Origin of the sequence: Achromobacter sp. Marseille-Q4954 (assembly GCF_943737025.1) — a bacterium.
Classification (GTDB): Bacteria; Pseudomonadota; Gammaproteobacteria; order Burkholderiales; family Burkholderiaceae_B; genus Achromobacter; species Achromobacter bronchisepticus_A.
In genome coordinates this window covers 2,128,277-2,152,735 of record NZ_CALSFQ010000001.1, presented here as the reverse complement: position 1 = coordinate 2,152,735, position 24,459 = coordinate 2,128,277, and the positions used below count along the sequence as shown (strand labels likewise).

Below are 24,459 nucleotides of genomic sequence, written 5' to 3'. Positions count from 1 at the left end.
TAGAGGGCCTTTGGGCTCAGACACGGTCGATGATCTTCTCGCCGAACAGCCCTTGCGGACGGAACAGCAGGAACACCAGCGCCAGCACATAGGCGAACCAGATTTCGATACCGCCGCCCACCAGCGACCCCAAATAGACCTCGGACAGCTTTTCGCCCACGCCGATGATCAGGCCGCCCAGGATGGCGCCCGGCACCGAGGTCAGGCCGCCCAGGATCACCACCGGCAGGGCCCGCAGCGCCGCGGTGGACAGCGTGAACTGCACGCCGAACTTCGAGCCCCAGATGATCCCGGCCACCAGCGCGACCAGCCCGGCCACGCTCCAGACGATCACCCAGATGCGGTTCAACGGAATGCCGATGGACTGCGCGGCCTGGTGATCGTCGGCGACCGCGCGCAGGGCGCGGCCGGTCGAGGTGTACTGGAAGAACAGCGCCAGCGCGGCCACCAGCAGGGCGGCAATCACCGCTGCGGTAAGGTCTTCCAGGTTGATCAGCAATCCGCCCTCGAAGACCGAGTCCAGGATCATCAGCGGATCCTTGGGCATGCCGACGTTGATGGAATACACCGAGCTGCCGAAAGTGATCTGGCCCAGGCCATCCAGGAAGTAGCTGATGCCCAGCGTGGCCATCAGCAGGGTGGTGGCTTCCTGGTTGACCAGGTGGCGCAGCACGAAGCGTTCGATGGCGACCGCCAGCAGGAACATCACGATGGCGCTGACGATGAATGCCAGCACGTTGGCCAGGATCATGTTGTCAAAGCCGAACCAGCGCGGCAGCCACTCCGAGAAGCGGGCCATGGACAGCGCGGCGACCAGCACCATCGCGCCCTGCGCGAAGTTGAAGACGCCCGAAGCCTTGAAGATCAGCACAAAGCCCAGGCCGATCAGCGCGTACAGCATGCCGCTCATCAGGCCGCCGAGTAAGGTCTCTAGAAAAAATCCCATGTCTGTCCGCCTTAGTGCGATACGCCGAGGTAAGCTCGGATGACGTCTTCGTTTGCGCGGACCTCGTCCGGCTTGCCGTCGCCGATCTTCTTGCCGTAGTCCAGCACCACGACGCGGTCCGAGATGTCCATGACCACGCCCATGTCGTGCTCGATCAGCACGATGGTGGTGCCGAACTCGTCGTTCACATCCAGGATGAAGCGGCTCATGTCCTGCTTCTCTTCGATGTTCATGCCGGCCATGGGCTCGTCCAGCAACAGCAGGCGCGGCTCCATCGCCAGCGCGCGGCCCAGGTCCACGCGCTTTTGCAGGCCGTAGGGCAGCCGGCCCACGGGCGTCTTGCGGTAGGCCTGGATTTCCAGGAAGTCGACGATGTTCTCGACGAATTCGCGGTGCTTGATCTCTTCGCGCTCGGCCGGCCCCAGGCGGAAGGCCTGGGCCAGCAGCCCGCACTTCATGCGCAGGTTGCGGCCGGTCATGATGTTGTCCAGCACGCTCATGCCCTTGAACAGGGCCAGGTTCTGGAACGTGCGCGCGATGCCCATTTCAGCGGCGCGGCGCGGATTCATGCGCGAGAAGCGTTCGCCGCGGAATTCGATGCCGCCCTGCTGCGGCGTGTAGACGCCGTTGATGACGTTGAGCATCGAGCTCTTGCCGGCGCCGTTGGGGCCGATGATGGCGCGGATCTCGTGTTCGCGCACGTTGAAGGATATGTCCGTCAGCGCCTTCACGCCGCCGAAGGACAGCGAGATGTTCTGCATGTCCAGCATGACGTCGCCGATACGCTGGTCGCGGTCGTTGTTGCTCATGATCTCTACGCGGCCTTGGCAGTAATGGCGGGAAACGTCTTGACCGGGCGGATCTTCAGATCCGCCGAGATCTTGCCGGTGCGTCCGTCTTCGAATTTCACTTCGGTCTCGATGAACTGCGACTGCTTGCCGCCAAAGAGCGCGTCGATCAGCACGCCGTACTTCTGCGCGATGAAGGCGCGGCGCACCTTGCGCGTGCGGGTCAGTTCGTCGTCGTCCGGATCCAGTTCCTTGTGCAGGATCAGGAAGCGGCTGATCTGCGAGGCCGACAGCTTGGGATCGGTGGCCAGGTCGGCGTTGACCTGTTCCACGCATTCGGCGATCAGCTGGTAGACCTCGTCCTTGGACGCCAGGTCGGTGTAGCCGGCATAGGGCATGCCGCGGCGTTCGGCCCAGTTGCCCACGGCTTCCAGGTCGATGTTGATGAAGGCGCACACGTCGTCGCGGTTGGCGCCGAAGGCGACCGCTTCCTTGATGTGCTGGAAGAACTTGAGCTTGTTCTCGATGTACTTGGGCGCGAACAGGGCGCCGTTGGCGAGCTTGCCCACGTCCTTGGCGCGGTCGATGATCTTCAACTGGCCGTCGGTGTCCAGATAGCCCGCGTCGCCCGTATGGAACCAGCCGTCGGCGCTGCGCGCTTCGGCGGTGGCCTCGGGGTTGCGGTAGTACTCCTTGAAGAGCCCGGGGCTCTTGACCAGGATCTCGCCGTTGTCGGCCACGCGGATCTCCACGCCTTCGACGGGCGGGCCCACGGTGTCGTCGCGTACCTGGCCGTCGGGCTGCACGCAGACGAAGACCGAGGTTTCGGTGGAGCCGTAGAGCTGCTTGAGGTTGATGCCGATGGAGCGGTAGAACACGAACAGGTCGGGGCCGATGGCCTCGCCCGCGGTATAGGCCACGCGCACCCGGCTCATGCCCAGCGCGTTGCGCAGCGGACCGTAGATCATCATGTTGCCCAGCGCGTAGCGCAGACGGTCCCAGGCGCCGACCTGCTCGCCGTCCAGGATCTTGGCGCCTACGCGGCGCGCGAGCTTCATGCAGGCCGCGAACAGCTTGCGCTTGATCAGTCCCGCGTCTTCCATGCGGATCATCACGTGTGTCAGCAGGCCTTCCAGCACGCGCGGCGGCGCGAAGTAATAGGTGGGGCCGATGTCGCGCATGTCGATCGACACGGTGTCGGGCGATTCAGGATGGTTCACGGTAAAGCCCGTTACCAGCAGCTGCGTGTACGAGAACATGTTCTGGCCGATCCAGGCGGGCGGCAGATAGGCCAGCACGTCTTCCTGGTCGGTCAGCTTTTCCATATCGGACACGGCGCGCGCGCGGTCGATCAGCGCATGGTGCGTGAGCACCACGCCCTTGGGCTTGCCGGTGGTGCCGGAGGTGTAGAACATGGCGGCCGGATCATGCGGCTGCACGGCTGCGACGGCCTGGTCGAAGAAGCCGGGATGCTGCTTGGCGTACTCGCGGCCCAGCTCTTCCAGCTGTTCATACGAGCGCAGCATCGGGTCGGTGTAATGGCGCAGGCCGCGCGGATCGTCATACACGACGTGCTTGAGCGCGGGACATTGCTCGTGGACTTCGAGCATCTTGTCGACCTGTTCCTGGTCTTCGACGATGGCCACGCTGATATCGGCGTCCTGCAGCACGTAGACCATTTCCTGCGCCACGGCATCCTGGTAGAGCGGAACCGGTATCGCACCGAGCGACTGCGCAGCCATCATGGCCATGTACAGGCGCGGGCGGTTTTCGCCGATCACGGCCACGTGCATGCCGGGTTTGATGCCCAATGCGGCCAAGCCATGCGCGACGTGCCGGACATGCTCCGCCACTTCGGACCACGTGAGGGTTTGCCAGATCCCCAGATCTTTTTCGCGTATGGCGGGCCGCGACCCGCGAACGCTGGCATGCGTGAACAGCAGCGCCGGAAAAGTATCCAGCGCCGCCGGCATCTGTGCAGATGCGGGCGGTGTATGTGCCACGATGTCTCCTCCGGTTTGGGCGCATCGGGCCGGGAGTCCGCGAGAGCGGCGGCGGCGATGAGGCGCTTGACCAGTTGGTTTTAGATTTACGGCAGGAGTTAAGGTATAAGGTTGGGTTGCTACCAACTGTCACCATCGCGACATTCAAGGACCTTTTAGGGTATTCCCGATGCAGCTATCCGACTCCCTGCAACTCGCCGCCGCCTGGTTTCGCGTGCTCAGCCGCGATCAGCAAGAGCGCGTCGAGCGGGACCTTACCGTGCAGCAGGTGGTTGCCGGGTCGATCATAGAGCGCAAAGGTGAACTCGCCCAGGCTTGGATAGGAGTGCTGGCAGGGCTGGTCAAGGTTTCGGTGGGCAATGCGGAAGGCAAGGTGGCTTCGCTGACCGGCGTGCCTGCGGGCGGCTGGATCGGCGAGGGTTCGCTGCTCAAGCGCGAAATCCGCAAGTACGACATCGTTGCCCTGCGGGATTCGGTGGTGGCGCGTTTGCCGGCCACCACGTTCGACTGGCTGCTGGACAGCAGCATCCCATTCAACCGCTATCTGCTCCACCAATTGAACGAGCGCGTGGCGCAGTTCATCGGCAAGGCGGAGTACGACCGTTTGCTGGACCCGGATGCGCGCGTGGCCCGCTGCCTGGCCGAACTCTTCAACCCTTTGCTGTATCCCGGCATGGGCATGCGCCTGGCGATTACGCAGGAAGAAGTCGGCTATCTGGCCCGAGTGTCGCGCCAGCGCGCCAACCAGGCGCTGCGCAAGCTGGAAGAGGCGGGCCTGCTGAACGTGGAATACGGCGCTGTCCGGGTGCTGGACCTGGACGGTCTGAAACAATACGGGTCGGACCGTGCCGCGGCCGAGGGCGAGCCGGCATAGGCGCCGGCGGTTTTGCTCAAAATAGTTGTTGACGATAAATCGCGCGCTATTTAATATTGCGCAATGAAATCTCGATCCAAAGCCAAGGCTGCATTCAATCCGCTGCTGCTGGACAGCCAGCTGTGCTTCGCCCTGTACTCGACTTCGCTGGCGATGAACAAGGTGTACCGCAAGCTGCTGCGCGGGCTGGATCTGACCTATCCGCAGTACCTGGTGATGCTCGTGCTGTGGGAAGGCGACGAGATTACGGTGACGGATATCGGCGAGCGCCTGTTCCTGGATTCGGCCACGCTGACGCCGCTGCTCAAGCGCCTGGAAGCGGCGGGCCTGGTGACGCGCAAGCGCGCCGTGGAAGACGAGCGCCAGGTGATCGTCGGGCTGACCCGCCAGGGCCGCGAACTGCGCGCGCAGGCCGAGGCCGTGCCGCACTCGATCGCGGGCGCCGCGCAGTGTTCGCTGGAAGAGGCGCAAGGTATGATGAAAACGCTGCATGCGCTGCGGGAGAAGCTGAGCGCAAGTCTTTGAAGTAGCGGGCCAGGCCCGCTACTGTTAGGTTAAATAAATAGTGCACTATTTAATATTGCGCTATTTAAATAGTAAGGGTCGCAGCGGGATGTTCCCGCCAGGCCTGGCAGTTCAACCCCCACTTCCCTACAAGGAAACGCATCATGTCTATCGAAAAAGTGCTGTACCGCGCCCATGCGCACGTTACCGGCGGCCGTGAAGGAACGGGCGCGACGGACGACGGCAACCTGAACGTCAAGCTGACCACGCCGAAGGAACTGGGCGGCGCGGGCGCGGCCGGCACCAATCCGGAACAGCTGTTCGCCGTGGGCTATTCGGCCTGCTTCATGGGCGCCATGAAATTCGTCGCCGGCCGCGACAAGATCGCCATGCCGTCGAATGCGACGATCGACGGCGCTGTTGGCATCGGTCCTATTCCTACGGGGTTCGGGATCGAAGTCGAATTGAAGATTTCGTTGCCGGGGATGGAGCGGGCCGAGGCCGAGAAGCTGGTCGCTGCGGCGCATATCGTTTGCCCTTATTCGAATGCTACGCGGGGGAATATTGATGTGACGTTGACGATTGTTTGATCGTTGATGGGTTGTTGATGTTCTGGTGGCGGGCGGTCTTGTTCGTAGGCCGCCCGTCGTCGCGTGCGGCGTGGCGGCTCGCGCCCACGATTGCGGTCCGGAGCGTTCGCTCCGGACTTCCCCTTCGTCATCCTCGTCCAGGCCTTCGGCCTTCCCTTCGGATTCCCTCGGGCGCATCGAGGTTGCGAGCCGCCACGCCGCCCGCGCCGACGGGCTACTGTCGTCTTGGGTCGCTGCGCTGTTAGATCCGTGGCCAGTGTCGAGTCTTTGCTGCCCGTCATTTATGGCCGCGCGGGCGGCCATAAATGACATACGTGATTTTTGAAATTTCGATAGTGCTCGCTGTCGCGAATGTGGACAGCTGTTTTCTGATGGCATCGCCGTCCTGGGGGTGGGGCGGTGATGGGCGGCGCGCGTTGAGCAGTAACTTGCGCATGAGGAGTGTCTCGCGCGCGCCGCCCATCCGGCATCGGAGTTGAAATGCAGATGCTGGGCTGGGCTGAATAGACGTGATGCCGCAGCCACTGCGCGCAGCGCCATCACGCGACGCAAGAAACCGCGTAAGCCCCAAGAGGCCGCCCGCGCGGCCGGCCTGGGGCGGGCCCCGCAAGACCCGCCACCACACCCCGATGCGGAAAAAAACGCCAAGCACACAGCTCGCTCCAGCGTCCGTGAAGATTCAGACAATGCAGCCTGCCGCGTCGGGGACTCGCGTAGCGCGGGGCGTCGATAAGCCCGAGGGAATCCGAAGGCAGTCGCCGGAGGCGACAACGAGGATGACGAAGGGGAAGTCCGGAGCGAAGGCTCCGGACCGCAATCGTTGCCCCGCGCTACGCGAGTCCCCGACGTGGCAGGCGTCTCAAGAACTCAACACTGAAGCCCTCAATGCGACCCACCAAGATAAGCCGCCACAACAGCCGGATCATGCTTCAACTTATCCGCACTCCCATGCACCGAAATCCGCCCGTTCTCCAACACATACCCATAATCCGCCACATTCAATGCAGCAGCAGCAAACTGCTCCACCAGCAGCATCGTCACCCCTTCATCCTTGAGCCGCGCAATGATCCGGAACACTTCTTCCACCAGGATCGGCGCCAGCCCCATTGAAGGCTCGTCCAGTAGCACCAGTTCCGGATTCAGCATCACCGCGCGCGCCATGGCCAGCATCTGCTGCTCGCCTCCAGACAGCGTGCCGGCCAACTGATCGCGTCGCTCCTTCAGGCGCGGAAACAGATCCATGGCCCGGCCCAGGTCGGACTGCACGTCGCCCTTGGGACGGCTGCCCGTCAGGCGCGGGAAAGCGCCCAGCAGCAGGTTGTCGGTGACCGACAGCGTCGGGAACACGCGCCGGCCCTCGGGTGAGTGCGCCAGGCCCAGCCGCGCGATGCGGTGGGACTCCAGGCCGTCGATGCGCTTGCCGCTCAGCGTGACCTCGCCCGCGGTGGGGCGGATCATGCCGGACAGCGCCCGCATCGTGGTGGTCTTGCCGGCGCCGTTGGAGCCGATCAGCGTCACCACCTTGGCCTTCGGCACTTCCATGCTGATGCCGTGCAGCACCTTCACCTTGCCGTAGCCCGCTTCCAGATTCTTGATCGATAGCATCTTGTTGTCCCCTTGGCGTCAGGCGGGCGCGCCGCCCAGATACGCCTCGATGACCTTGGCGTTGCTTTGCACTTCGTTGGGCAGGCCCTCGGCGATCTTCTGGCCGAAGTCCAGCACCGACACGGTGTCGCAGACTCCCATCACCACGTCCATGTGGTGTTCGATGAGAATCAGCGTGATGCCGTGGTCGCGCACCTTGCGGATGATGGCCAGCAGTTCGACGATGTCGGGCGCGGTCAGGCCGGCCGCGGGTTCGTCCAGCAACAGCAGTTGCGGGTCCAGCGCCAGCGCGCGGGCGATTTCCAGGAGGCGCTGTTTGCCGTAGGGCAGGTTGCGCGCCTCTTCGCTGGCCAGGGATTCCAGGCCCACGAATTCCAGCAGCGCCATGGCGCGGGCGCGGGCGCCCTGTTCCTCGCCTTTCCACTTGGACGTGCGCAGCGCGATGCCGGCCAGGCCCGTGGTGAAGGTGTGGTGCAGGCCGACCAGTACGTTTTCCAGCGCCGTCATTTCGCCGAACAGCTGCACGTTCTGGAAGGTGCGCGCGATGCCGGTTTCGGCAATGTCGGCCGGTGTCATGCCGACCAGCGACTTGCCCGAGAACTCCACCGCGCCGGCGGTCGGCACGTAGATACCCGTCAGCACGTTCATCATGGTGCTCTTGCCGGAGCCGTTGGGGCCGATCAGGCCATGGATGGTGCCGCGCTTGACGGTCAGGTCAACCTGGTTCAGCGCCTTCAGGCCGCCGAACTGCATCAGCACGCCCTTGGCCGCGAGCAGCGTGTCGCCCTTGCCCTTGGCCGCATCGGGCACGGCTTCCTGCGCCTTCACCAGATCCGATTTGACCGAGAGCGCGGCGCGGCGGTTGGAGAAGAACAGGTTGCGCACGAAGCCCACGATGCCGTCGGGCAGGTAGTACACGACGAACAGGATCATGGCGCCGAAGATCGTCAGGCGCCAGTCGGTGACCGCTTCCAGCCAGTATGAGAACACCGCCAGCAGGATGGTGCCGATCACCGGCACGGCGACGCGGCGGGGTTCGGTGCGGCCCTTGGAGATCGCGATGGCGCTGCCGACAGTGACCAGGATGGCCACGGCCAGCGCGATCAGCCGGAAGGTTGCGATGTCATCCAGCATCTTGGGAAGAAGCACGATGATGGACGCGCCCAGCAGCGCGCCCGTGCGGCTCTTGCGTCCGCCCATGATGATGGCCAGCAGGAACAGGATGGTCAGTTCGAAGTTGTAGGTGTTGGGCGAGATGTACTGTTCCGAATACGAGTACAGCGCGCCGGCCAGGCCGGCGAAGCCGGCGCTGATGACGAAGGCGAACACCTTGTGCCGGTAGACCGACACGCCCATGCAGTCGGAAGCGATGGGGCTGTCGCGCAGGGCCTCGAACGAGCGGCCCAGGTGCGACTTCAGGATGCGGTGCACCACGATCAGCGACAGCACCAGCAGCGCCGCGACCAGCCAGAAGTATTCGCTCTTGGTCAGCACGTGTCCGGCGATGGCGGGCTTGGAGATCTTGATGCCCAAGGGCCCTTCGGTCATGAAGGTCATCTCGTTGATCAGGATCTGGATGATGGTGCCGAACGCCAGCGTCACCATCGCCAGGTACGGCCCTGTGACCCGCAGCGCCGGCAGCGCCAGCACCGCGCCGAAGGCCGCCGCGATCAGGATGGCGGCGGGCAGGATCACCCAGATGGGCATCTGCAGATGGAAGAACAGCACGCCGGCGACGTACGAGCCGATGCCGAACAGGCCGGCGTGGCCCAGCGACACCTGGCCGGTATAGCCCACCACGATATCGAGCCCGAACAGCAGGATCGAATAGATCATGATGGTTTCGATCAGGTGCAGGTAGTACGTGTTGGTCACGCCCAGCGGCACGGCGGCCAGGCAGGCCACGGCCACGATGGATAGCAAAAGGTGCAAGGGTTTCATCGCTTACACCTTCTTGATCGCGGTCTTGCCGAACAGGCCGGCGGGCTTGAAGGTCAGTACGAGCAGCAGCAACACCAATCCCGGCACGTCTTTGTACCCCGTTGAAAGATAGAAACCGGTGGTCGTTTCGGCGATCCCCAGGATCAGTCCGCCCACCACCACGCCCATGCCGCTGGACAGGCCGCCGATGATGGCGACCGCGAAGGCCTTGAGCCCCAGCACCGCGCCCATGGTGGCGCCGGTCAGGGTCAGCGGCGCGACCAGCACGCCGGCGAACGCGGCCGTCAGCGAGGACAGCGCGTAGGAAAACGTGATCACCATGCCGGTGTTGATGCCCATCAGGCCGGCGGCGTCGCGGTCGTTGGACGTTGCGACGAAGGCCTTGCCGTAGATGGACTTGCGATTGAAGATTTCCACCAGCAGCATCATCGCCAGCGCGCCGAACACCACCAGCAGCTCCATGGGCAGCACGTTGGCGCCCAGCACCTGGATGGGCGCTTCCGGCAGCGGCGAAGGGAAGCGCAGGTCGTCGCGGCCCCAGATGTTCTCGGCGACGTTCTTGAAGATGATGCCCAGCGCGATGGTGGCCATGATCCAGCCGAACTCCGAGCGGGTCTTGATGGCGGGCCTGACGCCCACGCGTTCGACCAGCGCGCCTTGCGCGAATCCGAAGATGCAGACGATGGGTATCATCACCCAGTAATTCACGCCCAGGCCGACCAGCGTCAGGCCGACCAGCGCGCCCAGCATCAGGGCTTCGCCCTGGCCGAAGTTCAGGGTGCCCGACGTGGCGAACGTGAGCTGGTATCCGAACGCGATGACGGCATAGATCATGCCCAGCGCGATACCGCTATAGATGAGCTGTAGAAGAATCATGGTGTGTGTCGTGTGGCGCTGTGGTTCCGTCCCAACCCCCTTGGGCAGAACGCGGTTTTCTGGCGGCGGCAAGCCCGCGCCCTGGGCGATAGGGCGCGGCTGGCGGCGGCCGGGCAGCCGCCGCCGGGATGCGCTGCGGGACCTTAGTTGGCCTTGATGACGCGGCCGCCCTTGACCTCGCCGATGACCACTTCCTTCGCGGTGATCGCGTCGTGGTTGTCTGCGCTGAAGGGCTTGTTGTAGGTCATCACCACGCCCTCGACGGGCGTCTGCAGGTTTTCGAGGGCCTCGCGGACCTTCGGGCCGTCGGTGGAGTTGGCCTGCTTGAAGGCCGCGGCCAGCAGATAGATCGAGTCATAGCCCTGGGCGGCCGACACCGGCGAGTCGATGCGGTTGTTCTTGGGCTTGAACTTGGCCAGGTAGGCGTCGATGAAGGCCTTGCGCTTGGGCGTGTCCGGGTCCTGGATGAAGGTCTGCGGCATGCGCGCGCCTTCGCCGTTGGCGCCGGAGTTGTCGATGTAGTTGGCCATGGACAGGGTCCAGCTGCCGATGATCGGCACCTTCCAGCCCAGCTTGGTCATGCCGTTGGCAACCTGGGCCAGTTCGGGGCCGATGCCGTAGGTCAGCACGGCTTCGGCGCCGGCGGCCTTGGCTTTCAGCAGCTGGGCCGTCATGTCGACGTCCTTGATGTTGAACTTCTCCACGGCCACGGGCTTGATGCCCTTGGCGTCCAGGGCCTTTTCCAGGTCTTCGCGGCCGAGCTGGCCGTAGTTGGTGGAGTCGGCCAGGATCGCGACCTTCTTGAAGCCGCGGCGGGTCACCGCTTCTTCCACGATCATCGGGGCCTGGATGCTGTCGTGCGCGGCGTTGCGGAACACGTAGTTGTTCGGGTATTCCGGCGCCTTGAACTGGTGCGTGATCACGCTGCCCGTGGCCACGTTGTTGAACACGGGAATCTTGGCGTCCTGGTAGAAGCGCTGCGAGGCCAGCGCCACGCCGGTATTGATGTAGCCGACGGTGGCCGCCACCTGTTCCTTGTTGATCAGCTCTTGCGCGATCTGCACGCCGCGCTCGTTCTTGGCTTCGTCGTCGCGTTCGACGGCGATCAATTGGCGTCCCATGACGCCGCCGTTCTTGTTGATTTCTTCAATGGCCAGGCGCACGCCGTCGCGCATGCTGACGCCCATGGAGGACGAGCCGCCTGTATAGGGGCCGGCCACGCCGATCTTGATGGGGTCGGCGGCGTGGGACGCGGCCGTTGCGGCAAGTGCAAGGGTTCCTGCAAGCAGCTTCAAACGAAAATCCATGGATGTCTCCGTTGTAATTGGTAGAACTGCGTGGAAAACCGTGTGCCGGCGCCAGGCGGCGGAAATCGTTGCTGCGGCGCTCTCCTGTGTGGCGTGTCGTGACTGTCTGCCTAATCACTTACGCGAAACTGACCCGGCAGGGTTTTTCCGCGTAAATACCTAGTACAAACGTATAGGGTGTCCTGCCATGCGCGATGGCGCGGCCTGGGATTGGGAAGGGGGCGGCTGCGTGCCGTTGAGGACATGGGCGGGACGTTGCATTGGCCGCATCCTAGCCAGCGCGGCGGCGGATTGCGCGGAATTTCATTCCGCCCCGGTCTGGAAATTTATTCCTTACCGGCCTGCGGGCCTTGCGGCCATTGGGAAACCTGTTTGCACACGCCTTCCAACCATAGGGAAAACGCTTGGACTGCCCTGCCCGGCGGGCGCGAGGTTTCGGTGCACAGGTAATACTGGCATTCGCCGGGGATTTCGATGTCCAGGACGCGCACCAGCTTGCCCTCGTCCAGCCATTCGGCTGCCAGCGCGCGTCGCGTGAGCGCCAGGCCCTGGCCGGCGCGCGCAGCCGCCAGCATGATGCCCAGGTCCACCAGCCACACGCCGCGCGCGGGCTCGGGCCAGTCCAGCCCGGCGGCGGCCAGCCAGGGCCGCCACGGCTCCATGGGGCAGCGCAGCAGTTGCGCCCGCGCCAGATCGGCGGGCCGCTCGAAGGGGCCATGCTGGTCGCGGTAGCCGGGAGCGCAGACCGCGAACACGGGATCGGCCGTCAGTTGGCGTGCGTTCAAGCCTGGATATTTGCCGCTGCCGAAGCGCACCCAGACGTCGGCATTGGGCGGCATGATGTCCAGGTAGGGAATGGACAGCATGATTTCCAGCTCCACCTCCGGATGCGCGGCGGTGAAGCCGGGCAGCGCGGGGATCAGCACCTGGCGGGCGAACGTGGGGGTAGAGACGACACGCAGGGGTTCGAGCTTGGGTTCGCCGCGCTTGTGCAGGGAGGCGTCCGACAGCAGGTCCAGCGCGGTACGGACCTGGTCCAGGTATTCGCGCCCGGCGGAGCTCAGCGTGGCGCCGCGGCTGCTGCGGATGAAGAGGGTGACGTCCAGCAAGGTCTCCAGCGCGGCGATGCGCTTGCCGATGGCGCTGGCGGTGACAAACAGCTCCTCGCTGGCGCGTTCGAAGGAACCCAGGCGGGCAGCGGCTTCGAAGGCCTGGATGGCGGCAAGGGGGGGCAGGCGCACATCTTTGGAAGGGGAGGGACCGCGCATGATCGTCTGGCGGGCCGGTGTTGCGCCCGACGAAAGAATGGCAACCGGCTGATTATAAGGACGGCGGGGCCAGCCCCTCGCCGTAGCGCCTGAGCACCTGGCAGATTTCCACGCGATAGCCGTCCAGCCAGCGCGCTTGCGCGGCCTTGGCCTGCAAGTGCGCGGGGTGGCGGATCAGTTGTTCCAGCGCCTCCAGCGATTCCCAGTAGTAGACGTTGGAGATCAGGCCGCGCGTGGCGTCAGCCCAGCTCTCTTCGCCCGCGTAGCCTGGAATGGCGCGGGCGGCGGCGGCGATGGCTTGATCCAGGCGGTGGAAATCATCGTCGAACTGCCTGGTGGCGAAGATGAAGGTGGAGCTGTACATGAGGGACTCCGGACGCGGCGGGTGCAGCAAGCAAGAAAACCGGCCGCTGGAGGATCCGGGCGGCCGTTCGGGGAACTGCTGGAGAGGTGGCTTGAATGCGCCTACACGCCCTTGAGGGCCAGGCTGACCGCCAGCGCGGCCATGACCACCGCGATGATGCCGTCCAGCACGCGCCAGGCCGATGCGCTGGCGAAGAACGGGGCGAACAGGCGCGAGCCGATGCCGAGCACGGCGAGCCACAGCAGGCTGGCGGTGAAGGCGCCGGCGGCGAATGCCATGCGTGCTTCCTCGAAGCCGTGCGCCAGCGAGCCGACCACCACCATGTCCAGCCAGAAATGCGGATTCAGCAGCGAAAAGCCCAGCGCGCCCAGCATGGCGGCGCGGCGCGAAGGCACCACGTCGCGGGCGGCGGCCAGGCCGCCGGTGGCGGTCCAGGCGCGGCGCGCCGACTGCAGCGCGTACCACGAAAGGAAGGCCACGCCGAACCACAGCACGGCGGTCGTCAGCCAGGGGAACCAGGCGGTGAGCGCCTGCAGGCCGGAGACGCTGGCGAAGATGAAGACGGCGTCGATCAGCGCGCAGATGGCGACCACGCTCAGGAGGTGGGCGCGCATCAGCCCCTGTCGCAGGATGAACGCGCTTTGCGCGCCCACGACCGCGAACAGGCCCAGCCCGGTGGCCGTGCCGCTGGCCCAGGCAGTGAAAAAGAGGGGGGATGACAACGTGGCGAACATGACCTGCACCTGTGCTGCTACGCCTGTGGCGGCGCTTGGATGACAACGCCGGGCGCTATCGGCGCTCCGGTAATAAGGCATTTTCGCTTGCGGTGAATATGAAATAAAGCTAATTTTCCTTCACTATCTTAAGCAAAACTAATCTTATGAAAATCGATCACGGCAACCTGCGGGCCCTGGCCGCGGTGGTGCGGGAAGGCAGTTTCGAGCGGGCGGCGCTATCGCTCAGCGTCACGCCATCCGCGGTGTCGCAACGGATCAAGGCGCTGGAGGACCGCATGGGCCGCTTGCTGGTCCAGCGCACCGTGCCGGCGGTGGCGACGGCGGACGGCCAGGTGCTGGTGCGGCTGGCCGAGCAGACGGCGCTGCTGGAGCATGACGCGCTCGACCGCCTGGGCGTGGCGGACGACGATGTGCCGTATGCCAGCATCCCGGTCGCGGTCAATCACGACAGCCTGGAGACCTGGTTCGTCGACGCGGCCGTACAGTTTTCGGCGCGCACCCGCGCCACGCTGGACATGCAGTCCGAAGACCAGGACCACACCGCGACGCTGCTGCGCAATGGATCGGTGCTGGGCGCGGTGACCGCGCTGGCCGAGCCGGTCCAGGGCTGCCGCATCCATGCGCTGGGCAGCATGCGCTACGTGGCCACCTGCACGCCGGAATTCCACAAGCGCTACTTCTCGCAGGGCGTCAACGCCCAGACGCTGGCGCAGGCGCCGGTGCTGGTGTTCAACCGCAAGGACGCGCTGCAGGCGCGCTTCGCGCACAAGATCGCCGATCCCGCGCCGTGGCAGCCGCCGGTCTGGTGGGTGCCCTCCACCCGCGCGTTCGTGCAGGCCACGCTGGGCGGCCTCGGCTGGACCATGAATCCGCTGCCCTTGGTGCAGGAGCACCTTGATGCAGGTCAGCTGATGCTGCTTCGAGGCCGCGCCTGGGAGGATGTGCCGCTGTATTGGCAGCATTGGCGGGTAAACTCCGAAGCGATGGAAGCCCTGACGGATTCGGTCCTGTCAGCTGCCCGCAGCCTGGTCAGGCGGCGTTAACCCACTAGGAGAACAACCCATGAACATCCGCAAGTTCGCTGTCATCGCCGCCCTGGGCCTGTGTACGGCCGGGTCGGCCTGGGCGAAGGACTACAAGGTTGGCCAGATCGAGGTCGACGACCTCTGGGTGCGCGCATCGGCGCCCGGCCAGTCCAATGGCGCGGGGTATATGGATATCGACAACGACGCCAAGACCGCGGACCGCCTGCTGTCGGTCTCGTCCGACGCGGCCGAGCGCGTCGAACTGCACACTGTCCAGACCGAGAACGGCGTCTCGAAGATGCGTCAGGTGGAAGGCGGCATTGCGTTGCCGGCCGACACCGAGGTCAAGCTCAGCCCGGGCGGCTACCACGTCATGTTCATCAAGCTGAAGGCTCCGTTCGCCGAAGGCGGCACGGTCCCGGCCACGCTGAAGTTCGAAAAGGCCGGCGAAGTCGCCGTGCAATTCACGGTCAAGCCGGCCTCGCACAACCCCGGCATGAACCACGGCAGCATGAACCACGGCACGATGAAGCATTGAGCGGCAGGCGCTGCCCGCGCCTGAAAACTAAGCCGGCCCATGGGCCGGCTTAGGTGGATTCCTGTCAACGAGGCAGGTCCGCCCCGACACAACAGGTCTCCCCCCAATCGGGGCCGCGCGGAGCCGGGCTCTGCCGGTCCGCAGCGGCGCCCCCCTGGGGGGGAAGCGCGCAGCGCTTCGGGGGGGGGATTAATACAAGCCTTGCTGACGCATCGCGTCAGCCACCTTCACGAAGCCAGCGATGTTGGCGCCGTCCAGGTAGTTCACGTACTCGCGCTCGCTGTGGCCGTGGCGCACGCAATTTTCATGGATGTCGCGCATGATGGCGTGCAGGCGCGCGTCGACTTCCTCGCGCGTCCAGGACAGGCGGGCCGAATTCTGGGCCATTTCCAGGCCGGACACGGCCACGCCGCCGGCGTTGCTGGCCTTGCCCGGGGCGTACAGCACGCGCGCCGCGATGAAGGCCTTGGCGGCTTCCAGCGTGGCGGGCATGTTGGCGCCTTCGGCGACGCACAGCACACCGTTCTTGATCAGCGTTTGCGCATCGGCCAGTTCCAGTTCGTTCTGGGTGGCGCAGGGCAGGGCCACGTCCACCGGCACGTGCCAGGGACGCTTGCCGGACTCATAGGTCAGGCCGAATTGGCGGGCGTAGGTGTCCAGGCGGCCGCGCAGGTCGTTCTTGATGTGCATCAGCGCAACCAGCTTCTCGTGCGTGAAGCCGGCTTCGTCCACCACGGTGCCGTTGGAGTCGGAAACGGTCACGACCTTGGCGCCCAGCGCCATGGCTTTTTCGATCGCGTACTGGGCGACGTTGCCCGAGCCCGACACGGACACGCGCAGGCCGTCGAAGGACTTGCCCACGCGCTTGAGCATTTCTTCAGCGAAGTACACGGTGCCGTAGCCGGTGGCTTCGGGGCGGATCAGGCTGCCGCCGAAGGTCAGGCCCTTGCCGGTGAACACGCTGGCGGTCGAGTTGGACAGCTTTTTCATCATGCCGGCCATGAAGCCGACTTCGCGCGCGCCCACGCCGATGTCGCCGGCCGGCACGTCGGTGTCCGGACCCAGGTGGCGGTACAGCTCGATCATCAGGGCCTGGCAGAAGCGCATGACTTCTGCGTCGGACTTGCCCTTGGGATCGAAGTCGGAGCCGCCCTTGCCGCCGCCCATGGGCAGCGTGGTGAGCGAGTTCTTCAGGGTCTGTTCGAAGGCCAGGAACTTGAGGATGGACAGGTTCACCGAGGGGTGGAAGCGCATGCCGCCCTTGAAGGGGCCGATGGCCGAGCTGTGCTGGATGCGGAAAGCGCGGTTGACCTGGGCCTGGCCGCGGTCATCGGTCCAGCACACGCGGAACTGGATCACGCGTTCCGGCTCCACCAGGCGCTCGAGCACGGCATGCTCGGCGTAGTGGGGGTGCTTTTCGATGAAAGGCCAGAGACTCAGCATCACCTCCTGGACGGCTTGCATGAACTCAGGCTGCTGCGGGTCGCGCGCGGCGACGCCACGCAGGAAGTCGTCCAGACTCTGCACTTTCAACATGATCTCCTTGGGGGTGCTTCGAATAGGTGCGGACTGCGCCGGATTGGGGCGCGAAATTTCTTCTTTGGTGCACGGCTGCACCGGTATGGTGCGGGGATTGTAGGGGCAAAATGTTGCCCTGCGCAAAGCCGAAAAATAGTGCCATCACCTTGATATCAAAGCACTTTTTCTTTTAATTTAATAGGGACGCATTAATACTTGGAATCAAGGGAATGAGCCCTTTCTCTAAGGGTTTTGGGCAGAAATGCTTGAATTCTCTAGGGAAATATATGTGTCCCCATTTATTTCTCCAAAGAGGGGTTGCGCTCTTCCGATTTCCGGCGAGGGAAGAAAGGTCGATTTCAGGCATATTCAGGGAGGTATGAAGGCCATTGCCGCCATTATATGTCCCCATTATTTATTTGAGCGAAATCAGACCCTGCGGCAGGATTACAACTGCACGGCGGCCAGCGCCGCGCCCAAGGTCATCAGGACCGCTCCCACCACCCGATCGGCCGCAAGCTGATGATCCAGCAGCATCCGCCGCAAGAATGGCGAGGACACCGACCACGCGACCGCGCCGAACCAGACCCAATGCGCCAGCGACATGAACAGGCCATACCCGAACTGCCGCGACAGCGGCGTGCCGGGCGACACGACCTGCGTATAGGTGCTGACCACGAATAGCGTGGTCTTGGGATTGAGCGCATTGGTCAGAAAGCCGTTGTATAAGGCCTGCCAGCCGGTGATCGGCGGGCGGGCCGACAGGTCGCGGCTGACCTGGGTGCGGTTGAAGAAAGTCTTCCAGCCCATGTAGACCAGATAGCAGGCGCCCGCGAGCTTGATGCCCTGCAGCACCGGCTGCGCGTAATGCGCCAGCAGACTGACGCCGAACATCGTATAGAACACGTGCACCTGCACGCCCAGCGCGATGCCCAGCGCGCAGATCAGGCCGGTGCGCCGGCCGAACAGATAGCTGTTGCGCGTGACCATGGCGAAGTCCGGTCCGGGGCTGATGACGGCAAGAATGGTGATGAGGGCGACGGCGATCAGTTCGGTCATGGCGACAGGACGGCGGGTTTTGAAACGGAGCCGGCATTTTGGGATGCTGGCGCGCGCCTGAAAAACGATTTCTAATGCCGGATATTCGTGAAAAAAACTCACCTTTCACCATGAAACTGCCACCGCTCAATACGCTGCGGGTGTTCGATGCCGCCGCCCGCCATCAGGCCTTCGGCAAGGCGGCCGAAACGCTGCACGTGACGCATGGCGCCGTCAGCCGGCAGATCCGGCTGCTCGAGGATGCGTTGGGCGTGGCGCTGTTCGAACGCCGCAACCGGGCTGTTTTTCTGACCGATGCCGGCAGGCAGCTGTTCGAGGTGACTAGCGCCCTGTTCGAGCAGCTGGCAACGGGCCTGGCCAAGCTGCGCCAGCCGGCGGCAGATGCGCCGCTGGTGCTGTCCTGCGAACCCACCATCGCCATGATGTGGTTGATCCCGCGGCTGCCGGACTTCCAGCGCGCCCATCCCGGCGTGCAGGTGCATCTGTACGCGGCGGGCGGACCGGTGGATTTCGCCGCCCAGGGCGTGGACGTGGCGCTGCGCCGCAATGACTTCGATTGGGACGCGGCCCTGCATGCCGAGCGCGTTTGCGAGGAATGGACGGGACCGGTGTGCCGGCCGGGACTGCTCGGCGCCGCGGGCGCGGACCCGGCCGCAGCGGATTGGGGCGGGGCGTCTGCGCTCAGCAGCGCGACGCGTCCGCAAGCCTGGCGGCACTGGGCGCGGGCGGCGGGCGTGAAGCCCCCGCGCCGGGCCGGGCCGGCCTACGAGCATTTCTATTTGAGTTTGCAGGCCGCCGCCGCAGGCCTGGGGGTGGCCATAGGTTCCGCCTTGATGGCGTGCGACGCCTTGCGCGACCGCCGGCTGCAGGCGCCTTGCGGCTTTGCCCGCGACGGCTCGGCCTACGTGCTGCTGTCGCCGCGGCCTTGTTCAGAAGATCCGCGGGCGGCAGCCTTTCTGGAATGGTTGCGCCGGGAAGCCGCCGCAACGCTAAGGGAGGCGGCGGGCGATCCGGTGGATGCTGCTCAGAGCGTGGCGTCGTAGTCGATCGTCAGGGGCGCGTGGTCCGAGAAGCGCTCGTCCTTGTAGATGGCCACGTTGCGGGCGCGGGCGGCGATGCCCGGCGTCGCGATCTGGTAGTCGATGCGCCACCCCACGTTCTTGGCCCAGGCCTGGCCGCGGTTGCTCCACCAGGTGTATTGGTCGGGGCGGTCGTCGATGGTGCGAAACACGTCGACGAAGCCGCGCTTGTCGAACACGTCGGTCAGCCAGGCGCGCTCTTCGGGCAGGAAGCCCGAGTTCTTCATGTTGCCCTTCCAGTTCTTCAGGTCGATTTCCTTGTGCGCGATGTTCCAGTCGCCGCAGATGATGAACTCGCGGCCGGTGGTCTTGTGCTCGTGCATCAGGGCGTCGATCCAGGGGCCGAAGCGGTCCAGGAAGCGGTACTTGGCCTGCTGGCGCTCGTCGCCGCTGGAGCCCGAGGGCAGGTAGGCGCTGATGACCGACAGGTTCTTCCAGTCGGCGCGGATGATGCGGCCTTCGGGATCGAATTCCTCGCATTCCAGGCCGGCGTTCACACGCTCGGCCGCGTCGCGCAAATAGATGCCCACGCCGCTATAGCCCTTCTTCACGGCATGGTGGAAGTGCCCGGTATAGCCGGGCGGGTGGCGCAGGTCGTCGGTCAGGTCTTCGTCGGATATCTTGATTTCCTGAAGGCACAGCACGTCGGCGGCGTGCTTTTCCATCCAGGGTTGCAGGCCCTTGCGGAAGGCGGACCGGATACCGTTGAGATTGATCGACGTGATGCGCAGCAAAGCGAAACTCCTGTTGAGCGGCCGCCAGGGCCGGGGCAATGGCAGCAATTTAACCGACTCCGCGCCGCCGCCCGGGAATAGCCCCGACAGCGGATAAAATGCTGGCGTTTGCCATCTACCGGACCTTTACGCATGCCCGCCGCCCAATCTTCCGCCACCGCCCTGGATTTCGTCCGCTTCGCCTTGAACGAGGGCGTGCTGCGCTTCGGCAGCTTCAAGGTCAAATCGGGTCGAATCAGTCCCTATTTCTTCAATGCGGGCCTGTTCAACAGCGGACGCTCGGTCGGCAAGCTGGCGCAGTTCTACGCCCAGGCGCTGCTGGATTCGGGCGTGGAATTCGACATGCTGTTCGGTCCGGCCTACAAGGGCATCCCCCTGTCCACGGCTACCGCCGTGGCGCTGGCCGGCCACCCGGACATGAAGGGCGGCGACGTGCCATTCGCGTACAACCGCAAGGAAGCCAAGGACCACGGCGAGGGCGGCACCCTGGTCGGCGCGCCGCTCAAGGGCAAGGTCGTCATCATTGACGACGTGATCACCGCGGGCACCTCGGTGCGCGAGTCGGTCGAGATCATCCGCGCCGCCGGTGCCGAGCCGGCCGCCGTGCTGATCGCCATGGACCGCATGGAACGCGCGGGTCCCGACGACGCGCTGTCGGCGCATTCCGCCGTGCAGGACGTGGCCAAGACCTACGGCATTCCGGTGGTGTCGATTGCCTCGCTGTCGGACATTCTGGCGTTGCTGCAGGATGATGCGTCGTTCGCCGAACACCGCGAGGCGGTGTTGGCTTATCGGACGAAGTATGGGGTGAAGTAAACCTCGGACTCAGCGAGCGCAGGTAGAGGAGCGGTCAGGTGCCGCCCTTTCATCCGTAGCTCGCCGCAGGTTCGGCGACGCCGTGGGGTTGGCCAAAGACGGCAACGCCGCTCGCTCGGGCGGCATCCGCCAGCTTGCGGTCAAAGGTGGCCAGATATGCGTTGGTTCTTTGGGCCAATTCGAGATAACTGGCGTCATAGACGGTCAAACCGTGCGTCCGCGCCAGCAGATAACTGCGGGTTACGCTGGAAGACGAGGCGGCCGGATCCGGAAATATCGGCAGGCGTTCGAGCAGCCGGTTGAATGAGAACAACTGGTGCTCCGACACGCGTTGACTGCGTTCAGCGCGCAATATGCCGTTTGCGACCTCGACTCGCCAAATGGGCGGTACCGTGTTTTTGGATCCGTGGGCGACTTCCAGCAGATGCTGCGCAAGCCGTGATTCGAGGGCATCGGTGCGGCTGATCAGCCAGGCCAGCGCGAGTGATGCGTCGGGAATCAAGCGGGTCGGATTCATTCCCGGCCTTCCTCGATCCAGGAGCGGATGACTTCGTGCGGGACGGCCGGCGCGGGCGTAAAGCCTTTCATCGCTTCGAGCGCATCATGCGCGTCCAGCGAGGTCGTGGGCAGGGCGGGGGTCAGCCTGGCGCAGAACACGCCGTCCAGTGAAATGATGAAATGCTGGCCTTCGCGGACCGCTTGCAGGTAGTCCGAAAACCGATGCAGCAGGTCGCTGCTGCTGATTTCGAGGTAGTTCATGTCCAAGTCTCCGGTCAAGATCGACCAGATCATTCTTGGATAAACGAAGGGCCGCGGCAATACGCCGCGGCCCTTCGTTTTGTCTGATACTGCTCGGGGGCGGCCATTGCGCCGCACCCTGCCCAGGATCAGCTATCCAGCTTCTGCTTCAACAGATCATTCACCTGCTGCGGATTCGCCTTGCCGCGGGCGGCCTTCATGATCTGGCCCACCAGCGAATTGAACGCCTTCTGCTTGCCGGCCCGGTACTCTTCCACGATGGCCGGGTTGGCGGCCAGTACCTCGTCGATCATGGCGCCGATGGCGCCGGTGTCGCTGATCTGCTTGAGACCGCGCGCCTCGATGATGGCGTCCGGCTGACCGCCGTTCTCGCCGGCCCACATGGCGCCGAAGACTTCGCGGGCGATCTTGTTGGAGATGGTGCCGTCGATGATGCGGCCGATCAGGGCGGCCAGCGCCGGCGCCTGAACCGGGGACTCGGCGATGCTCTTCTCGTCCTTGTTCAGGGCGGCGGAGACTTCACCCATGACCCAGTTGGCGGCCAGCTTGGCCTGGCCGGCCGGCAGCGCGTTCGCCACCGCCTGGAAGTAGGCGGCGAGGTCGCGGCTGACGGTCAGCTGGGCGGCATCGTAGGCGGGCAGGCCGTATTCGGATTCGAAGCGGGCGCGCTGGGCGGCCGGCAGTTCGGGCATGGCGGCGCGGACCTCGTCGACCCAGGCGCTGGAGATCACCAGCGTGGGCAGGTCGGGGTCGGGGAAGTAGCGGTAGTCGTGCGCGTCTTCCTTGCTGCGCATGCTGCGCGTTTCGTCGCGGTCGGCGTCGTACAGGCGGGTTTCCTGGACCACCGTGCCGCCGTCCTCGATCAGCTCGATCTGGCGCCGCGCCTCATAGACGATGGCGCGCTCCAGGAAGCGGAACGAGTTGACGTTCTTGATCTCGGTGCGGGTGCCGAATTCCTTCTGGCCCACAGGGCGGACCGACACGTTGGCGTCGCAGCGGAACGAGCCTTCCTGCATGTTGCCGTCGCAGATGCCCAGCCACACGACCAGGCTGTGCAGGGCGCGGGCGTAGGCCACGGCCTCGGCGGCCGAGCGCATTTCGGGTTCCGTCACGATTTCCAGGAGCGGCGTGCCGGCGCGGTTCAGGTCGATGCCGCTGCCGGGGGCGCCGTTGGCCAGGCTGAAGTCGTCGTGCAGGGACTTGCCCGCGTCTTCTTCCAGGTGAGCGCGCGTCAGGTTGACGGTTTTTTCTTCCTCGCCCACGAAGAACGACAGCGAACCGCCCACGACCACCGGCAGCTCGTATTGGCTGATCTGGTAGCCCTTGGGCAGGTCGGGGTAGAAGTAGTTCTTGCGCGCGAACACCGAACGCGGCGCGATGGTGGCGCCCACGGCCAGGCCGAAGCGGATGGCGCGTTCGGCGGCGCCGCGGTTCATGACCGGCAGGCTGCCCGGCAGCGCCAGGTCGACCACGTTGGCGTGGGTGTTGGGCGCGGCGCCGAATTCGGTGCTGCTACCCGAAAAAATCTTGGAGTCGGTGGAAAGCTGGGTGTGCGTTTCCAGGCCGATGACGATTTCCCAGTTCATGTTCTCAGCCTTGCTGGACCGGGGCACGCGTGTGCCAGTCCGTCACTTGTTGGTAGCGGTCGGCGACGGCCAGCAGGCGGCCTTCGTCGAAGTAGTTGCCGATGATCTGGAGACCGACGGGGCGTTGGTTGCCAGCGCCGCCGAAGCCGCAAGGGATCGACATCGCAGGCAGGCCGGCCAGGCTCACGCCCAGCGTGTAGACGTCGGCCAGCCAGTCGGCCGTGGGATCGTCGCGGTTGTCGCCGATGTTCTTGGCCACCGTGGGCGTCACCGGGCCCATGATCACGTCGCACTGGTCCGCATAGGCGCGCTGGAAGTCTTGCGCGATCATGCGGCGCAGGCGCTGCGCCTGCAGGTAGTAGGCGTCGTAGTAGCCGTGGGACAGCACGTAGGTGCCGATCAGGATGCGGCGCTTGACCTCGTCGCCGAAGCCTTCGGCGCGCGAGCGGCTGATCATTTCGTTCAGGTCGCCGTACTGGGCGGCGCGATGGCCGTAGCGCACGCCGTCGTAGCGCGCCAGGTTGCTGGACGCTTCGGCGGGGGCGATGACGTAGTAGGCGGGAATGGCGAGTTCGGTGCGCGGCAGCGACACCGGCACGCGCACGGCGCCCAGCGCCTCGAACTGGACCAGCGCGGCTTCGACCGCGGCGGCCACGTCGGGGGCCAGGCCGGCGCCGAAGTACTCGGCGGGCACGCCGATGCGCAGGCCCTTCAGGGGCTGGCTGCCGGCGGCGTCGAAACGACCCTGGGCCGCCTCGAAGTCACGCCGGACGCGGCCGGGCGCGTTGGCGGCGGCGTCGCATTTTTCCAGGCTGGTGGCGTCGCGCGGGTCGAAGCCGCTGATGACGTCCAGCAATTCGAGCAGGTCGCGGGCGCTTTCGGCCAGCGGGCCGGCCTGGTCCAGGCTGGAGCCGAAGGCCACCATGCCGTAGCGGGACACGGTGCCGTAGGTGGGCTTGATGCCGCTGACGCCGCACAGGGCGGCGGGCTGGCGCACCGAGCCGCCGGTGTCGGTGCCGGTGGCGGCGGCCACCAGGCGGGCAGCCACGGCAGCGGCTGAGCCGCCCGAGGAGCCGCCGGGCACGGCGGCATGGTCCCAGGGGTTCTTCACGGCGCCGTAGGCGGAGTTCTCGTTGCCGGAACCCATGGCGAATTCGTCGCAGTTCAGCTTGCCCAGCGACACGGCGCCGGCCTCGCCCAGGCGTTCGACCACGGTAGCGTCGAACGGGCTGACATAGCCGTCGAGCATCTTGCTGCCGGCGGTGGTGCGCCAGCCGCGGGTGACGAAGGCGTCCTTGTGGGCGATCGGGATGCCGGCCAGGGGGCCGGCCGAACCGGACGCCAGCGCGGCGTCGGCGGCGCGGGCCTGGGCCAGCGTCAATTCGGCGTCAATATGTAAAAAGCAATTCAGGCCGCTGGCCGCTTCGGCGGCCGCCAGGCCGCTTTGGGCGAGCTCGACGGCGCTGATCTGGCGTTGCGCAAGGGCCGCGCGCAGGGCGGCGATCCCCTTGAATTGGGTGTGCAGAGCGGGTTTCGTCATGA

General features: G+C 65.1%; 25 protein-coding genes. 7 read left to right on the top strand and 18 right to left on the bottom strand.

The window, feature by feature from the left end; genetic code table 11:
* Window positions 1-16: 16 nt before the first annotated feature.
* The 3 genes from NGK62_RS10090 to NGK62_RS10080 are packed head-to-tail and all read right to left on the bottom strand — an operon-like array spanning window position 17 to window position 3,737.
* The gene (locus tag NGK62_RS10090) at window positions 17-946 is read right to left on the bottom strand and encodes a branched-chain amino acid ABC transporter permease (protein ID WP_042796065.1); all 930 of its coding nucleotides are present in this window, start codon (window positions 944-946) and stop codon (window positions 17-19) included.
* An 11-nt stretch (window positions 947-957) separates the two neighbouring features.
* Window positions 958-1,755 (bottom strand): ABC transporter ATP-binding protein, encoded by a 798-nt coding sequence (locus NGK62_RS10085; RefSeq protein ID WP_054456930.1) that lies wholly within the window; start codon window positions 1,753-1,755, stop codon window positions 958-960.
* Window positions 1,756-1,760: 5 nt separating this feature from the next.
* Window positions 1,761-3,737 (bottom strand): AMP-dependent synthetase/ligase, encoded by a 1,977-nt coding sequence (locus NGK62_RS10080; protein WP_251878238.1) that lies wholly within the window; start codon window positions 3,735-3,737, stop codon window positions 1,761-1,763.
* A 169-nt stretch (window positions 3,738-3,906) separates the two neighbouring features.
* Between NGK62_RS10080 and NGK62_RS10075 the strand changes: the two genes are divergently transcribed.
* The 3 genes from NGK62_RS10075 (at window position 3,907) to NGK62_RS10065 (ending at window position 5,705) form a co-directional block, all read left to right on the top strand.
* Window positions 3,907-4,611, top strand: a complete 705-nt coding sequence (locus NGK62_RS10075) for a Crp/Fnr family transcriptional regulator (protein ID WP_059374161.1) — start codon at window positions 3,907-3,909, stop codon at window positions 4,609-4,611.
* Between the two features lie 63 nt (window positions 4,612-4,674).
* Window positions 4,675-5,136 (top strand): MarR family winged helix-turn-helix transcriptional regulator, encoded by a 462-nt coding sequence (locus NGK62_RS10070; RefSeq protein WP_054456924.1) that lies wholly within the window; start codon window positions 4,675-4,677, stop codon window positions 5,134-5,136.
* A gap of 143 nt (window positions 5,137-5,279) precedes the next feature.
* Window positions 5,280-5,705 carry an organic hydroperoxide resistance protein gene (locus NGK62_RS10065; protein ID WP_013396768.1) on the top strand — a complete coding sequence of 142 codons (426 nt, stop codon included), beginning with the start codon at window positions 5,280-5,282 and terminating at the stop codon, window positions 5,703-5,705.
* A 277-nt stretch (window positions 5,706-5,982) separates the two neighbouring features.
* On the opposite strand, the gene NGK62_RS10060 is transcribed toward NGK62_RS10065, so the two are convergent.
* The 8 genes from NGK62_RS10060 to NGK62_RS10025 form a co-directional block, all read right to left on the bottom strand.
* The gene (locus tag NGK62_RS10060; RefSeq protein WP_251878236.1) at window positions 5,983-6,141 is read right to left on the bottom strand and encodes a hypothetical protein; all 159 of its coding nucleotides are present in this window, start codon (window positions 6,139-6,141) and stop codon (window positions 5,983-5,985) included.
* A 446-nt stretch (window positions 6,142-6,587) separates the two neighbouring features.
* On the bottom strand, window positions 6,588-7,310 hold the full coding sequence (locus tag NGK62_RS10055; RefSeq protein ID WP_013396767.1) for an ABC transporter ATP-binding protein: 723 nt from the start codon (window positions 7,308-7,310) through the stop codon (window positions 6,588-6,590).
* Window positions 7,311-7,328: 18 nt separating this feature from the next.
* Window positions 7,329-9,251 (bottom strand): branched-chain amino acid ABC transporter ATP-binding protein/permease, encoded by a 1,923-nt coding sequence (locus NGK62_RS10050; RefSeq protein WP_059379992.1) that lies wholly within the window; start codon window positions 9,249-9,251, stop codon window positions 7,329-7,331.
* 3 nt (window positions 9,252-9,254) lie between these two features.
* Window positions 9,255-10,127: a branched-chain amino acid ABC transporter permease gene (locus NGK62_RS10045; protein WP_013396765.1), complete on the bottom strand. Its 873-nt coding sequence runs from the start codon at window positions 10,125-10,127 to the stop codon at window positions 9,255-9,257.
* A gap of 143 nt (window positions 10,128-10,270) precedes the next feature.
* Complete coding sequence (locus tag NGK62_RS10040) at window positions 10,271-11,434, bottom strand: ABC transporter substrate-binding protein (protein ID WP_059379993.1); 1,164 nt, start codon at window positions 11,432-11,434, stop codon at window positions 10,271-10,273.
* A gap of 326 nt (window positions 11,435-11,760) precedes the next feature.
* Window positions 11,761-12,702, bottom strand: a complete 942-nt coding sequence (locus NGK62_RS10035; protein WP_059379994.1) for a LysR substrate-binding domain-containing protein — start codon at window positions 12,700-12,702, stop codon at window positions 11,761-11,763.
* Between the two features lie 52 nt (window positions 12,703-12,754).
* Window positions 12,755-13,066, bottom strand: coding sequence for an antibiotic biosynthesis monooxygenase family protein (locus tag NGK62_RS10030; protein ID WP_059379995.1), 312 nt, complete (start codon window positions 13,064-13,066; stop codon window positions 12,755-12,757).
* A gap of 101 nt (window positions 13,067-13,167) precedes the next feature.
* Window positions 13,168-13,800 carry a LysE/ArgO family amino acid transporter gene (locus NGK62_RS10025; RefSeq protein WP_054457287.1) on the bottom strand — a complete coding sequence of 211 codons (633 nt, stop codon included), beginning with the start codon at window positions 13,798-13,800 and terminating at the stop codon, window positions 13,168-13,170.
* A gap of 146 nt (window positions 13,801-13,946) precedes the next feature.
* Between NGK62_RS10025 and NGK62_RS10020 the strand changes: the two genes are divergently transcribed.
* Window positions 13,947-14,846: a LysR family transcriptional regulator ArgP gene (locus tag NGK62_RS10020; protein WP_042796077.1), complete on the top strand. Its 900-nt coding sequence runs from the start codon at window positions 13,947-13,949 to the stop codon at window positions 14,844-14,846.
* Window positions 14,847-14,865: 19 nt separating this feature from the next.
* The gene (locus NGK62_RS10015) at window positions 14,866-15,366 is read left to right on the top strand and encodes a copper chaperone PCu(A)C (protein WP_059379997.1); all 501 of its coding nucleotides are present in this window, start codon (window positions 14,866-14,868) and stop codon (window positions 15,364-15,366) included.
* 189 nt (window positions 15,367-15,555) lie between these two features.
* On the opposite strand, the gene gdhA is transcribed toward NGK62_RS10015, so the two are convergent.
* Window positions 15,556-16,902: an NADP-specific glutamate dehydrogenase gene (gene gdhA / locus NGK62_RS10010; RefSeq protein WP_054456908.1), complete on the bottom strand. Its 1,347-nt coding sequence runs from the start codon at window positions 16,900-16,902 to the stop codon at window positions 15,556-15,558.
* A 429-nt stretch (window positions 16,903-17,331) separates the two neighbouring features.
* Window positions 17,332-17,943, bottom strand: a complete 612-nt coding sequence (locus NGK62_RS10005) for a LysE family translocator (protein WP_251878234.1) — start codon at window positions 17,941-17,943, stop codon at window positions 17,332-17,334.
* 110 nt (window positions 17,944-18,053) lie between these two features.
* Here NGK62_RS10005 and NGK62_RS10000 point away from each other — a divergent pair, with 110 nt between their 5' ends.
* Window positions 18,054-18,986 (top strand): LysR substrate-binding domain-containing protein, encoded by a 933-nt coding sequence (locus tag NGK62_RS10000; protein WP_251878232.1) that lies wholly within the window; start codon window positions 18,054-18,056, stop codon window positions 18,984-18,986.
* Here NGK62_RS10000 and NGK62_RS09995 read toward each other — a convergent pair.
* Window positions 18,968-19,756 carry an exodeoxyribonuclease III gene (locus NGK62_RS09995; protein ID WP_054456902.1) on the bottom strand — a complete coding sequence of 263 codons (789 nt, stop codon included), beginning with the start codon at window positions 19,754-19,756 and terminating at the stop codon, window positions 18,968-18,970. The two genes, NGK62_RS10000 and NGK62_RS09995, sit on opposite strands and share 19 nt — an antisense overlap.
* Before the next feature lie 132 nt (window positions 19,757-19,888).
* Here NGK62_RS09995 and pyrE point away from each other — a divergent pair, with 132 nt between their 5' ends.
* Complete coding sequence (pyrE, locus tag NGK62_RS09990) at window positions 19,889-20,572, top strand: orotate phosphoribosyltransferase (protein WP_118933236.1); 684 nt, start codon at window positions 19,889-19,891, stop codon at window positions 20,570-20,572.
* Window positions 20,573-20,621: 49 nt separating this feature from the next.
* Here the strand turns inward: pyrE and NGK62_RS09985 are convergent, their stop codons facing one another.
* The 4 genes from NGK62_RS09985 to gatA all read right to left on the bottom strand — a co-directional run bounded on the left by NGK62_RS09985 (window position 20,622) and on the right by gatA (window position 24,457).
* Window positions 20,622-21,089 carry a type II toxin-antitoxin system VapC family toxin gene (locus NGK62_RS09985; protein ID WP_251878229.1) on the bottom strand — a complete coding sequence of 156 codons (468 nt, stop codon included), beginning with the start codon at window positions 21,087-21,089 and terminating at the stop codon, window positions 20,622-20,624.
* The gene (locus NGK62_RS09980; protein WP_251878228.1) at window positions 21,086-21,331 is read right to left on the bottom strand and encodes a type II toxin-antitoxin system Phd/YefM family antitoxin; all 246 of its coding nucleotides are present in this window, start codon (window positions 21,329-21,331) and stop codon (window positions 21,086-21,088) included. Before NGK62_RS09980 ends, NGK62_RS09985 begins: the two co-directional genes overlap by 4 nt.
* A 128-nt stretch (window positions 21,332-21,459) precedes the next feature.
* On the bottom strand, window positions 21,460-22,917 hold the full coding sequence (gene gatB / locus NGK62_RS09975; RefSeq protein ID WP_059380003.1) for an Asp-tRNA(Asn)/Glu-tRNA(Gln) amidotransferase subunit GatB: 1,458 nt from the start codon (window positions 22,915-22,917) through the stop codon (window positions 21,460-21,462).
* Window positions 22,918-22,921: 4 nt separating this feature from the next.
* Entirely contained in the window at window positions 22,922-24,457 is a 1,536-nt protein-coding gene (gene gatA, locus NGK62_RS09970; protein WP_251878226.1) for an Asp-tRNA(Asn)/Glu-tRNA(Gln) amidotransferase subunit GatA, read from the bottom strand.
* Between the last annotated feature and the right edge of the window lie 2 nt (window positions 24,458-24,459).

Coding starts and splice junctions, on each gene's coding strand:
- NGK62_RS10000 (WP_251878232.1), top strand. CDS start 18,054: ATGAAACTGCCACCGCTCAATACGCTGCGGGTGTTCGATGCCGCCGCC.
- NGK62_RS10030 (WP_059379995.1), bottom strand. CDS start 13,066: ATGTACAGCTCCACCTTCATCTTCGCCACCAGGCAGTTCGACGATGAT.
- gatA (WP_251878226.1), bottom strand. CDS start 24,457: ATGACGAAACCCGCTCTGCACACCCAATTCAAGGGGATCGCCGCCCTG.
- NGK62_RS10005 (WP_251878234.1), bottom strand. CDS start 17,943: ATGACCGAACTGATCGCCGTCGCCCTCATCACCATTCTTGCCGTCATC.
- gdhA (WP_054456908.1), bottom strand. CDS start 16,902: ATGTTGAAAGTGCAGAGTCTGGACGACTTCCTGCGTGGCGTCGCCGCG.
- NGK62_RS10045 (WP_013396765.1), bottom strand. CDS start 10,127: ATGATTCTTCTACAGCTCATCTATAGCGGTATCGCGCTGGGCATGATC.
- NGK62_RS10085 (WP_054456930.1), bottom strand. CDS start 1,755: ATGAGCAACAACGACCGCGACCAGCGTATCGGCGACGTCATGCTGGAC.
- pyrE (WP_118933236.1), top strand. CDS start 19,889: ATGCCCGCCGCCCAATCTTCCGCCACCGCCCTGGATTTCGTCCGCTTC.
- NGK62_RS10015 (WP_059379997.1), top strand. CDS start 14,866: ATGAACATCCGCAAGTTCGCTGTCATCGCCGCCCTGGGCCTGTGTACG.
- NGK62_RS10090 (WP_042796065.1), bottom strand. CDS start 946: ATGGGATTTTTTCTAGAGACCTTACTCGGCGGCCTGATGAGCGGCATG.
- NGK62_RS10035 (WP_059379994.1), bottom strand. CDS start 12,702: ATGCGCGGTCCCTCCCCTTCCAAAGATGTGCGCCTGCCCCCCCTTGCC.
- NGK62_RS10075 (WP_059374161.1), top strand. CDS start 3,907: ATGCAGCTATCCGACTCCCTGCAACTCGCCGCCGCCTGGTTTCGCGTG.
- NGK62_RS10050 (WP_059379992.1), bottom strand. CDS start 9,251: ATGAAACCCTTGCACCTTTTGCTATCCATCGTGGCCGTGGCCTGCCTG.
- NGK62_RS10055 (WP_013396767.1), bottom strand. CDS start 7,310: ATGCTATCGATCAAGAATCTGGAAGCGGGCTACGGCAAGGTGAAGGTG.
- NGK62_RS10025 (WP_054457287.1), bottom strand. CDS start 13,800: ATGTTCGCCACGTTGTCATCCCCCCTCTTTTTCACTGCCTGGGCCAGC.
- NGK62_RS09980 (WP_251878228.1), bottom strand. CDS start 21,331: ATGAACTACCTCGAAATCAGCAGCAGCGACCTGCTGCATCGGTTTTCG.
- NGK62_RS10070 (WP_054456924.1), top strand. CDS start 4,675: ATGAAATCTCGATCCAAAGCCAAGGCTGCATTCAATCCGCTGCTGCTG.
- NGK62_RS10040 (WP_059379993.1), bottom strand. CDS start 11,434: ATGGATTTTCGTTTGAAGCTGCTTGCAGGAACCCTTGCACTTGCCGCA.
- NGK62_RS10065 (WP_013396768.1), top strand. CDS start 5,280: ATGTCTATCGAAAAAGTGCTGTACCGCGCCCATGCGCACGTTACCGGC.
- NGK62_RS09985 (WP_251878229.1), bottom strand. CDS start 21,089: ATGAATCCGACCCGCTTGATTCCCGACGCATCACTCGCGCTGGCCTGG.
- NGK62_RS10020 (WP_042796077.1), top strand. CDS start 13,947: ATGAAAATCGATCACGGCAACCTGCGGGCCCTGGCCGCGGTGGTGCGG.
- gatB (WP_059380003.1), bottom strand. CDS start 22,917: ATGAACTGGGAAATCGTCATCGGCCTGGAAACGCACACCCAGCTTTCC.
- NGK62_RS10060 (WP_251878236.1), bottom strand. CDS start 6,141: ATGCGCAAGTTACTGCTCAACGCGCGCCGCCCATCACCGCCCCACCCC.